This is a genomic window from Brevibacillus aydinogluensis (assembly GCF_961514395.1).
Taxonomy (GTDB): Bacteria; Bacillota; Bacilli; order Brevibacillales; family Brevibacillaceae; genus Brevibacillus; species Brevibacillus aydinogluensis.
This window is the reverse complement of record NZ_OY569118.1, coordinates 3,351,323-3,362,500: the sequence shown is the minus strand read 5'-3', so window position 1 is coordinate 3,362,500 and position 11,178 is coordinate 3,351,323. Positions and strand designations below refer to the sequence as shown.

Sequence of the window (11,178 nt, the reverse complement as noted above, 5' to 3'; positions counted from 1 at the left end):
TGCGGACGGGATAAGCGCTGAAAGCATCTAAGCGTGAAGCCCCCTCCAAGATGAGACTTCCCACAGCGTCAAGCTGGTAAGACCCCTCAAAGACGATGAGGTTGATAGGTTCGGTGTGGAAGCGCGGCAACGCGTGGAGCTGACGAATACTAATCGGTCGAGGACTTATCCACTCCAATGATCCTTTGCACCATGCATATCCAGTTTTGAAGGCGCGAAGTCTTCAACGTTCCTCGGTAGCTCAGTCGGTAGAGCAATCGGCTGTTAACCGATCGGTCGGGGGTTCGAGTCCCTCCCGAGGAGCCATTATCCCGGATGGATGTCCGAGAGGCCGAAGGAGCACGATTGGAAATCGTGTAGGCGGGGATAACTCGTCTCGTGGGTTCAAATCCCACTCCATCCGCCATCATGGCCCGTTGGTGAAGAGGTTTAACACAGCAGCCTTTCACGCTGTCATTCAGGGGTTCGAATCCCCTACGGGTCACCATCTAAATGAAGTGGACCCTGCAAAGCAAACGTGATATGCTTAATAGCATACAGCGGCTTTGCGGGGTGACGTGGAGGCTTAGCTCAGCTGGGAGAGCATCTGCCTTACAAGCAGAGGGTCGGCGGTTCGATCCCGTCAGCCTCCACCATTACAGTAGAATTGTTATCGTCGCGGGATGGAGCAGTCTGGTAGCTCGTCGGGCTCATAACCCGAAGGTCGCAGGTTCAAATCCTGCTCCCGCAACCAAATCTGGAGCTGTGGTGAAGCTGGAGTTCACGCCGGTCTGTCACACCGGAGGTCGCGGGTTCGAGTCCCGTCAGCTCCGCCATTTTCGTTAAGCGATGGCTCGGTAGCTCAGTTGGTAGAGCAGAGGACTGAAAATCCTCGTGTCGGCGGTTCGATTCCGTCCCGAGCCACCATATACAGGGGCATAGTTTAACGGTAGAACGAAGGTCTCCAAAACCTTTGGTGTGGGTTCGATTCCTACTGCCCCTGCCATTGCGTGGCGGTCGTGGCGAAGTGGCTAACGCATCGGATTGTGGCTCCGACATTCGTGGGTTCGATTCCCATCGATCGCCCCATTTTTAATCTCATATTGGGGCATAGCCAAGCGGTAAGGCAACGGACTTTGACTCCGTCATTCCTAGGTTCGAATCCTAGTGCCCCAGCCATTTATGCGGACGTAGCTCAATTGGTAGAGCGTCGCCTTGCCAAGGCGAAGGTCGCGGGTTCGAGACCCGTCGTCCGCTCCATTTGTCTCCTCGATAGGCTTTGGGCGGAACATGGTCAGCCCATGCCGAATATAAATAAAACAGAACATGGAGGCATAGCCAAGTGGTAAGGCACGGGTCTGCAAAACCCTTATTCCCCGGTTCGAATCCGGGTGCCTCCTCCATAAACGTGCCGGTATGGCGGAATTGGCAGACGCGCGCGACTCAAAATCGTGAGGGAAACCGTGGGGGTTCAAGTCCCTCTACCGGCACCATTACATAACGAAACAGCTCTTAAGATGCGAACCGTATCTTAAGAGCTTTTTTTGCGTGCAGCTGAAATGGAACCGTACAAAGCGCGATTTTTGTGATTCGCGTCACATTGCCGAATGTCCGACAGCGGTAAACTATTAGACAGAAGCATCGCCATTACATTAGACGAGGAGGCCGGAACATGGGTCAGACATTCAACGGTTCCGAAACGATCGGTGACATTGTAGCCGGTTTTCCCGGCGCCAGCAATTTGTTGAGGGAATATCAGATCGATTTTTGTTGCGGCGGCAGCCGCACGTTATCCGCGGTGCTGGAGCAGCAACAGATTGACAAGAGCGCGTTTCTTGCACGTTTGAATCAAATGTTTCAGCAGGCACAGGAGAAACGGGGGCAGGATACAGACTGGCGGGAGGCGAGCCTATCCGATTTGATCGACCATATCGTACAAACCCATCATGCCTATTTGCTCAAAGAACTGCCGCTGCTCAGTGAATTTACTACCAAAATTCTTCGGGTGCACGGTCAGCTGCATCCGGAGTTGGCCCAACTTCACAAACTGTTCCATCAAATGAAGATGGAGCTGGAGCAGCACCTGATCACGGAAGAGGAAATGGTCTTTCCACTGATTCGCAAAGCTGAACAAACAGGCGCTGAAACAGACATCTCAAAGGCGGCACATACAATTGAGGAGTTGGAAGCCGACCACAGCGCTGTGGGCACACTGTTAAAAGAAATGAGGGCGGTCACGCAAGATTATCGGCTGCCTGAAGGGGCATGCCGGACGTATACCCTGACATTTCAGAAGCTCGAAGAACTGGAATCGGATTTGTTCGAACACATACACCTGGAAAACAATGTGTTATTTCCGCGTGTAAAACGGTAAGATTGCAGATATGGAGGAAAACGTTTGACAAGGCCCAGTGAACCTGGAGGGGGATCGGATGAAAAAGGGATATATACCCAACCAACATGGGGCCTGGGCGATGCTGCTTATTCCGTTTTTATTCGGCATGTTCGCGGCAAAGCCCGTTTGGCTGCATGTGCTGCTTTTTCTCGGCTGGTTTCTCGCCTACTTGTTCTCGTACGCTTTTCTGCAGTGGCTGCGGACGAAAAAGACCACGATCTACCGGAGACCGATGCAGGTATACGGCAGTTTGCTGATTCCAATCGGTTTCCTGCTGCTCGTATTGGACCCGGCACTGGCGCGGTTGGTTCCGTTTTTCATCCCGTTGTTTCTCGTCAATTGTTATTACGCCAGGCGCAATCAGGAAAGGGCCCTTCTCAACGACCTGGCCGCTGTCGTACAGTTCAGCCTGATGGTGTTTGTTGCGTATCAGGCGGGGGGAGGAACCGATTGGAGGCTTGCGGCTGAGCTGTTCGGATTCAGCATCCTGTATTTTACGGGAACGGTTTTTTACGTAAAGACGATGATTCGGGAAAAGCACAATGCGATGTATTACAGATTCTCTGTCATGTACCATCTTGCTCTACTCGTCGCAGGGGCGTTATGGTTCCCTCCCGGGTTGTTGGTGCCGCTGGCCGTTTTGGCTGTTCGGGCCGTCTGGTCACCGCACACGAAACTATCCGTCAAACAGACGGGCATACTTGAGATTGCCTATTCCGTGCTGATTGCCGGTACAGTGTTGGTCGTGTATGTGGCATAAAATGAGCCTTTCCTATGCGCAGGGCTGTTGTGGGGGGCTGGAATCGTGCCGCATATCTGCACCAGTTGCCAACCAGACTAAATCCTGCATGGATACGGTTTTGAGCGTTTCAAATGTGCACATAAAAAACGAAAGGAGCATCTTGTATGGAACAAATGCCTCACCATTGTGGCCACATGATGTCGGAAGGCCGAGCCCAGGTAGCACTGTGCGAACCGCTTGCCCAACTGAAACGCGAGCACGGACCGCTTCGGGAACAAATGGATGCGTTTGCCCGGGAGGCGGCTGAAATCGGCGCGGATCAGGAAACAACGGACTGGACCGCTCAGCTTGCAGCGCTGAAACAAAAAGTGGAAGCCTTTGTGAGAGAACTCGACCCTCATTCGGAACGGGAAGAAGGTGCGCTCTTTCCCCTCATGGCAAAATATATTGGCAGACAGATGGGGCCAATCGCCGTGATGGAATATGAACACGAGTTGGCCAAACAAAACTTGAAGAAATTCCTGGAGGCCGTGGAACAGTTGGAGGGGACGGCGGATGCCGGACGGGCGAAAGAGATTGCTTCCTATGCGCTTCAGGCCCATGCCGTCTTAACCGATCATTTCATGAAAGAAGAAAACGTGCTGTTTCCCATGGCGGAAAACATGTTGAACGCGGAAGAAAAAGCAGAACTCAGCCGTGCGGTTTGCCGTGATTCCATTTGACAAAGCAGGGCAAGTGCCATCCGGGAGTGCATTCCACATGCAGCCATAAGGAAGTCGGTTCAGCACTGTTGGTATCACCCATCCGAATGTAAGCGGCGGTTCAGCCATTGCTGCAGAACAATGGCGTGGTTGTGGACGGGATCTTTTGCGGCATAAACAAGCGTGACGTTTTTTTCAGACGCGAGTTCCCATATCCGATCGACGAGTCTGCACCGGGTCGGATCTTCTGACAATTCCAGTTCGTATCTTCGCGTAAATTCCGCAAATCGCTCCGGTTGATGACAGAACCACTTGCGCAATTCGGGACTCGGAGCGATTTCTTTCATCCATTCATCGAGGGACGCCTGCTCTTTTGAAATGCCGCGCGGCCAGAGCCGGTCGACCAGAATGCGTACGCCGTCTTCCGGAGAGGGCGGTTCGTAAATGCGTTTTAACCTTATAGTTGATCGGTTCGCTGCGTTCATCCGGCAATCAACTCGCACACAGTCAGCATGGTCAACAGTCAGCCTTCTTTCGTGAATTGTGTTGTAAAATGGCAATGTCTTTAGACCCGGCAAATTTCCTTCGGGCAGTTTTCACACTGGCACGTATCACGCAGGTAATCCAAGTCCTGGATGACAATATGTCCATCTTCGTAAGAAATGACACCCGCTTTTTTCAAATCCCCGAGGATGCGGTTCACGCTTTCCCGTGTCGTGCCGATCATATCCGCCAACTCCGAATTGGTCAACTTTTTGGAAATGAAGATGCGCCCGCCTTGTTCGATTCCATATGTATTCCCCAAACGAATAAGCAGCGAACACAGAATTCCCAGTTTGCCGAACAACATCAAATCGCGCAATTTGGATTGCGTCAACCGATTCATCAGTCCGATCCACTTCATGAACTCTACGGCCAGATCGCCATGCTGCAGCAGCAACGCTTCCAGATCTTGTTGCTGGATGATTCCGACAGCAGCATCCTCAAGAATTTCCGCACCAAAAAAATGAACAGATTCGCGAAAAGGGTCCACTTGGCCGAAGAGATCTCCTGCCTGATGCGTGTAAATGACCAAGTGTTTGCCGTCATCAGTCGCTTTGGTAATGCGCACCCTTCCTTTATGGAGAAAGTACAGTTTGTCCGCCGGGTCCCCTTCCCAAAATAAATGCGATCCCGCAGGAAAATGGTTGTCGCACATGATTTCCTTCAGTTTGGCAAAATTCCCCTCTGAAAAGCAGGACGTATTCCGAATGCTCCCTGCGAGATCCGCTTTTATCATCGGTGGTTCCCTCCTGTTTCGATAATCCCGATTCACCATATATAAACGGAGCCGCATGTGGTGTGAACAGCATAACACGAAAGGACATAGCAAGACCACATGATGAGGAAATTTCGTCCAAAATACCCAACTCAGTATTCCCCCGTACGTGCTGGTTTGCTTTACGTTTTTCATCATAAAAAAAGGGAGGTGCCGCTATTGTGATCTTGGTCACATATCTGCAACCTTTTTTCAGCGTGTGACCAAGATCATTCGTGATGCGGAACTGCGGTGTTATTATGATGAGTGCAGGACAGGTCAGGACTGAAAGAGAAGAGGCGTCGAGCTTTATGGATAAATCAATTCATTTTGAGATGGTAGAGATTCGCCCGTTCATGATGGGAAGGGACGTGGTCTTCCTGGTTACCGGGGGGACGGCCCACATCGGGGCGTCAGCAACAGCATACGTCACCAATGATCAGGACGTACAAGTTGAGGTGTTGGCTCTGCCCGGCCATCGGGAAGGACCGCTCGCTGCCGAACTGGCAGAGACGGCATGCCGCACACTTGGCCGCACCGTCGCTGTATTGGCGGGGATCCATCTGGATCAACCGTCCCGCCAGGACATTGAAACAGTCGTTGCCGAAGCGAAAAGAAAAATGAGCCAGATGCTTGATCAATGGAACAACGGGCAGAAATGAGGCATGAAAATGACGGCGCATACGCCAACCGCCCGGTGTATGCCGCAAATCGGCGGATGAACGTAGCTGGGGAAAAAGCGGACTTCTTCGTACGGAGGAGTCCGCTTTTTGTCGATTTTTTGAAACCTGGTGTTTATCGGGCGTCCAACGCGGTGATATTGTGATTTTTTTCACATGAAAAGTGAACATGGAATGCTACATTGAGAAGCAACGGGATGAACAAAGCATAGCGCCGCACCTACAACAAGGGAGGTATATCATGGGCAAGAAAACGCCATTGTTTCAGAAACTGAGATACTTCTCCAAACGGGAACAATATTCCGAAGGCTGGAGTGAAATGTCCCCCGAGAACCGGGACTGGGAAGATATGTACCGCAGGCGGTGGCAGCACGACAAGGTCGTACGTTCGACCCATGGCGTGAATTGCACCGGTTCCTGCAGCTGGCAAATATTCGTCAAAGACGGCATTGTCACGTGGGAAACGCAACATACGGACTATCCCTCGACCGGTCCGGACATGCCGGATTTTGAACCGCGCGGATGTCCGAGGGGAGCCAGCTTCTCCTGGTATTTGTACAGCCCGCTGCGCGTCAAGTACCCCTACATACGAGGCGCGCTCCTCGACTTGTGGAAACAAGCGAAAAACAAAGAGAAAGACCCGGTGCGGGCATGGGCCAGCATTGTGGAAGATCCAAAGAAGGCGAAGCGCTATAAATCGGCCCGCGGAAAAGGCGGGTTTGTCCGCGTCTCCTGGGATGAGGTGACGGAAATCATCTCGGCGTCGATGATCCATACGATCAAAAAGTACGGACCGGATCGGATCATCGGGTTTTCGCCGATTCCGGCGATGTCCATGGTCAGCTATGCGGCTGGCTCCCGCTTCCTTTCGCTCATAGGTGCACCGCTGCTCAGCTTCTACGACTGGTACGCCGATTTGCCGCCGGCATCGCCGCAAATTTGGGGAGATCAGACGGATGTTCCAGAAAGCAGCGATTGGTTCAATTCCGGCTATATTCTCGTATGGGGGTCCAATCTGCCGATGACCCGGACGCCGGACGCCCATTTTCTTGCTGAGGCCCGCTATCGCGGCACGAAAGTCGTCTCCATCAGTCCCGATTATGCGGAGTTCGTCAAATTGGCCGATACGTGGATGTCGGTCAAGCCCGGGACGGACGGTGCGCTCGCTATGGCGATGGGGCACGTGATCCTGAAGGAATTTTATGTCGAGAATCAGACTGATTATTTTCTGCAGTATGCCAAACAATATACGGATTTCCCCAACCTGGTGCTGCTTACGGAAAACAACGGCGCGTATACGGCCGACCGTTTCCTGCTGGCGGAGGACCTGGGAGCTGCGGGAAACAACGTTCAATGGAAAACGGTGGTGTACGACGACAACAGCGGGTCTTTCGCCGTTCCCAACGGCAGCCTCGGTTTCCGCTGGGGCGAAGAGGGCCGATGGAATTTACGCATGGAAGACGCGAACGGAACCGCGATCGACCCGCGCATTTCCCTGCTGGGTGTCCATGATGAAGTGCTGACGATTCAGCTCCCGTATTTTGACGACGACGGCCGGCACGTGATGGAGCGAGCCGTACCGGTCAAGCGGATTGAACAGGGCGGCAAAACGCTGTTCGTGACGTCCGTCTGCGACCTCGTGCTGGCCAAGTACGGGATCGACCGGAACCTGGGGGACTCGTGCCCGAAGAGCTACGATGACGACCAACCGTTCACGCCGGCCTGGCAGGAGAAAATTACGGGCGTGGACCGCCATACTGTCGTGCAAATCGCCCGCGAGTTTGCGCAAAACGCGGTGGAGACGAAGGGACGGTCGATGATTATTTTGGGCGCCGGGATTAACCATTGGTACAATTCCGACGTCATCTACCGGGCGATTATCAACCTCGTGCTGATGACCGGCTGTCAGGGCGTCAACGGCGGTGGCTGGGCGCACTACGTCGGCCAGGAGAAGCTGCGCCCCGCGGAAGGCTGGCAGACGATCGCCTTTGCCAGGGACTGGTCCTTGCCGCCGCGTCTGCAAAACGGGACGTCCTTTTTCTACTTCGCGACCGACCAATGGCGCTATGAAGATACTCAGATCGAGAGTCTGGTGTCACCGCTGGCGGGGAAAGCCAGATACGAGCACAGCGCCGACTATAACGTGCTGGCAGTAAGGCTTGGTTGGCTGCCATCCTATCCCCAGTTCAGCCGCAATTCGCTGGAACTGTACCGGGATGCAGAGCGAGCGGGTGCCCGCACCAGGGAAGAGATCGCCGCTTATGTCGCCGAACAGCTGAAAAATCGAACCTTGAAGTTTTCCATCGAGAATCCGGATGACCCGGCTAATTTTCCGCGTGTCCTGTTTGTATGGAGAGCCAACCTGATTTCCAGTTCCGGCAAAGGGCACGAATATTTTCTCAAACATTTGCTGGGCACCTCAAACGGGCTGCTGAACGAGGACAACATCGGGCTGCGTCCCCAGGAAATCGAGTGGAAGGAGAATGCGCCGGAAGGCAAACTGGATTTGCTCGTCAACCTTGATTTCCGGATGGCTGGCACGGCGCTGTATTCGGACATCGTGCTGCCTGCCGCGACCTGGTATGAGAAGAGCGATTTGAGCAGCACCGACATGCATCCGTTTATTCATCCGTTCAATCCGGCCGTGTCCCCCCAATGGGAATCGCGTTCGGACTGGGAGACGTTCAAGGAACTGGCGCGCGCTTTTTCGACGATGGCCGCCCGGCAGTTCGACGGGCCGCAAAACGATATCGTCACCACGCCGCTCCTTCACGATTCGCCGGATGAACTGGCGCAGCCGTACGGGCTCGTGCGTGATTGGAGCAAGGGACAATGCGAGCCGGTTCCGGGGAAAACGATGCCGCACGTTCACGTCGTCGAGCGGGATTATGCGTCCGTGTACGAAAAAATGATCTCCCTCGGCCCGCTGGTAGAAAACAAACCGTTTGGCATAAAAGGCATTGTCTGGTCCGCGTCGGACGAATACGACCGATTAAAGCGCGTGCTTGGCGTCCGGAGAGGAAACGGGGTTGCGACGGGATGTCCCGATTTGAGTACGGACCGGAATGTGGCCGAGGCCATTCTCACGCTTTCTTCGACCGCAAACGGAAAAATGGCGGTCAAGGCATGGGAAGCGCTGGAGAAGAAAACGGCGCTGCACCTGAAAGATTTGGCGGAAGAACGGGAGGAAGAATGTTTCACGTTTGAGGAGATCACCGCAAGGCCGAAAACGGTCATCACCTCCCCCGCGTTCAGCGGTTCGGAAAAAGGCGGACGCCGCTATTCGCCGTTCACCACCAATGTGGAGCGGCTTATTCCGTGGCGAACGTTAACCGGGAGACAGCAGTTTTACATCGACCATGAAATGCTGCGCGAATTCGGCGAGACATTGGCGACATTCAAGCCGACCCTCAAACATGCGCCGTTTCATCCAAACAGCAAGCGGCCGGTCAAGGACGGCAAGGAAATTGTCCTGAACTACCTGACGCCGCATAACAAATGGTCTGTTCACAGCATGTACTACGACGCGCTGCCGATGCTGACGCTGTTCCGCGGGGGGCCGACGATCTGGTTGAACCACGAGGATGCGACCGAAACGCAGATCGCCGACAACGACTGGATCGAATGCTTCAACCGCAACGGCGTCGTCGTGGCCCGCGCCGTCGTGACACATCGCATTCCACGCGGGATGGCGTTCATGTACCATGCTCAGGACCGCCATATCCACGTTCCGGGAACGCCGATTACAGAGACCCGCGGCGGTACGCACAACAGCCCGACCCGCGTCCATGTCAAGCCGACGCATATGATCGGCGGTTACGCCCAACTCAGTTACGGGTTCAACTATTACGGACCAACAGGCAACCAACGGGATTTGAACGTCATCATCCGGAAATTGCAGGAGGTGGATTGGCTTGAACATTAAAGCGCAGGTCGGCATGGTGATGAATCTGGACAAATGCATCGGCTGCCACACGTGCAGCGTCACGTGCAAAAACACGTGGACAAACCGCTCCGGGGCAGAATACATGTACTGGAACAACGTGGAGACGAAGCCGGGCATCGGATATCCCAAACAGTGGGAAGATCAGGAACGGTACAACGGCGGATGGGAATTGAAGAACGGCAAGCTGGAACTGAAATCGGGAACACGGGCAGCGCGACTGCTGAACATTTTTCACAACCCCGACCAGCCGACCCTGGACGACTATTTCGAGCCGTGGACCTATGATTACGAAAAATTGACCGCCAGTCCCGAACAAAAGCATCAACCGGTGGCCAGGGCGAAATCGAAAGTGACCGGGAAATATATGGATTTGACATGGGGACCAAACTGGGAGGATGACCTGGCCGGAGTGAATGAGACAGGACGAGAGGACCCAAATCTGCGGGGGATCGAGGAATCGATCCTCATGGAGTTCGAGCAGGTGTTCATGATGTACCTGCCGCGAATCTGCGAGCACTGCATCAATCCGGCCTGCGTCTCGTCCTGCCCGTCCGGGGCGATGTACAAGCGGGAGGAGGACGGCATCGTTCTCGTCGACCAGAATGCCTGCAGAGCGTGGCGGTTCTGCGTATCGAGCTGCCCGTACAAAAAGGTGTACTTCAACTGGCAGACGAACAAGGCGGAAAAATGCACGCTGTGCTTCCCGCGGATTGAGGCCGGGATGCCGACGATCTGCTCGGAAACCTGCGTCGGCCGCATCCGCTATCTCGGCTTGATGTTCTACGACGCGGACAAAGTGAAGGAAGCCGCGTCGGTGGCGGATGAAAAAAATCTCTACAAATCCCAGTTGGGCATTTTCCTCGATCCGCACGACCCGGATGTGATCAGGGAAGCGCGGAGGGCAGGCATCCCGGAAGATTGGATTTTGGCGGCGCAAAGATCGCCGATCTATAAAATGGTCATGGACTGGGGCATCGCACTGCCGCTGCACCCGGAATACCGGACGCTGCCGATGGTGTGGTACGTGCCGCCGCTCAGCCCGATCATGAACCGAATCGAAGGGATAGGAAGCGAACGCGATCCATACGATATTTTTCCGGCGATCGACGGGATGCGGATTCCGCTTGAATATTTGGCCAACCTGCTCACTGCAGGTGACGTCGAGGTGATTCGAAACGTTTTGCGCAAGATGGCGGTGATGCGCATGTATATGCGGAACCAGCAGACCCAGAGAGCGACTGATCCGGCACTGCTGAGCGAAATCGGGATGGATGAGCAGACCGTCGAGGATATGTATCGTCTGCTGGCAATCGCCAAGTACGATGACCGTTTTGTCATCCCGCCGGCGCATCGCGAACAGGTGGCCGATCTGTTCCATGAGCAGGGCGGATGCGGACTGAGTTTTGCTGGCGGTCCCGGCTCGTGCGGCGTATTTTGA

At 54.2% G+C, this 11,178-nt stretch carries 8 protein-coding genes, 13 tRNA genes and 1 rRNA gene (1 of these 22 running past the window's edge); 20 read left to right on the top strand and 2 right to left on the bottom strand.

Annotation, left to right across the window (positions count from 1 at the left end; translation table 11 throughout):
- The 17 genes from Q7F15_RS16610 to Q7F15_RS16530 all read left to right on the top strand — a co-directional run.
- A 23S ribosomal RNA gene (locus tag Q7F15_RS16610) occupies positions 1-173 on the top strand; it begins 2,756 nt to the left of the window's first position.
- Between the two features lie 57 nt (positions 174-230).
- A tRNA-Asn gene (locus Q7F15_RS16605) sits at positions 231-306 on the top strand.
- Positions 307-313: 7 nt separating this feature from the next.
- Positions 314-406, top strand: a tRNA-Ser gene (locus tag Q7F15_RS16600).
- A gap of 4 nt (positions 407-410) precedes the next feature.
- Positions 411-487 (top strand) — tRNA-Glu (locus Q7F15_RS16595).
- A 72-nt stretch (positions 488-559) separates the two neighbouring features.
- Positions 560-635 (top strand) — tRNA-Val (locus Q7F15_RS16590).
- A 21-nt stretch (positions 636-656) separates the two neighbouring features.
- Positions 657-733, top strand: a tRNA-Met gene (locus Q7F15_RS16585).
- A gap of 5 nt (positions 734-738) precedes the next feature.
- A tRNA-Asp gene (locus tag Q7F15_RS16580) sits at positions 739-815 on the top strand.
- Positions 816-830: 15 nt separating this feature from the next.
- Positions 831-906 (top strand) — tRNA-Phe (locus tag Q7F15_RS16575).
- 5 nt (positions 907-911) lie between these two features.
- Positions 912-985, top strand: a tRNA-Trp gene (locus tag Q7F15_RS16570).
- Positions 986-992: 7 nt separating this feature from the next.
- A tRNA-His gene (locus Q7F15_RS16565) sits at positions 993-1,068 on the top strand.
- Positions 1,069-1,083: 15 nt separating this feature from the next.
- A tRNA-Gln gene (locus tag Q7F15_RS16560) sits at positions 1,084-1,158 on the top strand.
- Positions 1,159-1,163: 5 nt separating this feature from the next.
- Positions 1,164-1,239: transfer RNA gene (locus tag Q7F15_RS16555), tRNA-Gly, on the top strand.
- Positions 1,240-1,307: 68 nt separating this feature from the next.
- A tRNA-Cys gene (locus Q7F15_RS16550) sits at positions 1,308-1,382 on the top strand.
- 7 nt (positions 1,383-1,389) lie between these two features.
- Positions 1,390-1,472 (top strand) — tRNA-Leu (locus tag Q7F15_RS16545).
- 179 nt (positions 1,473-1,651) lie between these two features.
- A complete protein-coding gene (gene ric, locus Q7F15_RS16540; RefSeq protein ID WP_171566555.1) occupies positions 1,652-2,353 on the top strand; it encodes an iron-sulfur cluster repair di-iron protein in 702 nt (233 codons plus the stop codon).
- A 58-nt stretch (positions 2,354-2,411) separates the two neighbouring features.
- The gene (locus Q7F15_RS16535) at positions 2,412-3,134 is read left to right on the top strand and encodes a YwiC-like family protein (protein WP_171566556.1); all 723 of its coding nucleotides are present in this window, start codon (positions 2,412-2,414) and stop codon (positions 3,132-3,134) included.
- Positions 3,135-3,280: 146 nt separating this feature from the next.
- Complete coding sequence (locus Q7F15_RS16530) at positions 3,281-3,838, top strand: hemerythrin domain-containing protein (RefSeq protein ID WP_171566557.1); 558 nt, start codon at positions 3,281-3,283, stop codon at positions 3,836-3,838.
- Between the two features lie 74 nt (positions 3,839-3,912).
- Here the strand turns inward: Q7F15_RS16530 and Q7F15_RS16525 are convergent, their stop codons facing one another.
- Positions 3,913-4,302 carry a DUF488 domain-containing protein gene (locus Q7F15_RS16525; RefSeq protein ID WP_171566558.1) on the bottom strand — a complete coding sequence of 130 codons (390 nt, stop codon included), beginning with the start codon at positions 4,300-4,302 and terminating at the stop codon, positions 3,913-3,915.
- An 80-nt stretch (positions 4,303-4,382) separates the two neighbouring features.
- The gene (locus Q7F15_RS16520; RefSeq protein WP_304414688.1) at positions 4,383-5,096 is read right to left on the bottom strand and encodes a Crp/Fnr family transcriptional regulator; all 714 of its coding nucleotides are present in this window, start codon (positions 5,094-5,096) and stop codon (positions 4,383-4,385) included.
- Between the two features lie 329 nt (positions 5,097-5,425).
- On the opposite strand from Q7F15_RS16520, the gene lpdD reads away from it, so the two are divergent.
- The 3 genes from lpdD to narH all read left to right on the top strand — a co-directional run bounded on the left by lpdD (position 5,426) and on the right by narH (position 11,178).
- A complete protein-coding gene (lpdD, locus tag Q7F15_RS16515; RefSeq protein WP_304414687.1) occupies positions 5,426-5,776 on the top strand; it encodes a prenylated flavin chaperone LpdD in 351 nt (116 codons plus the stop codon).
- A 256-nt stretch (positions 5,777-6,032) separates the two neighbouring features.
- Complete coding sequence (locus Q7F15_RS16510) at positions 6,033-9,719, top strand: nitrate reductase subunit alpha (RefSeq protein ID WP_304415543.1); 3,687 nt, start codon at positions 6,033-6,035, stop codon at positions 9,717-9,719.
- Positions 9,709-11,178, top strand: coding sequence for a nitrate reductase subunit beta (narH, locus tag Q7F15_RS16505; protein ID WP_171566561.1), 1,470 nt, complete (start codon positions 9,709-9,711; stop codon positions 11,176-11,178). The genes Q7F15_RS16510 and narH overlap by 11 nt, the downstream gene beginning before the upstream one ends.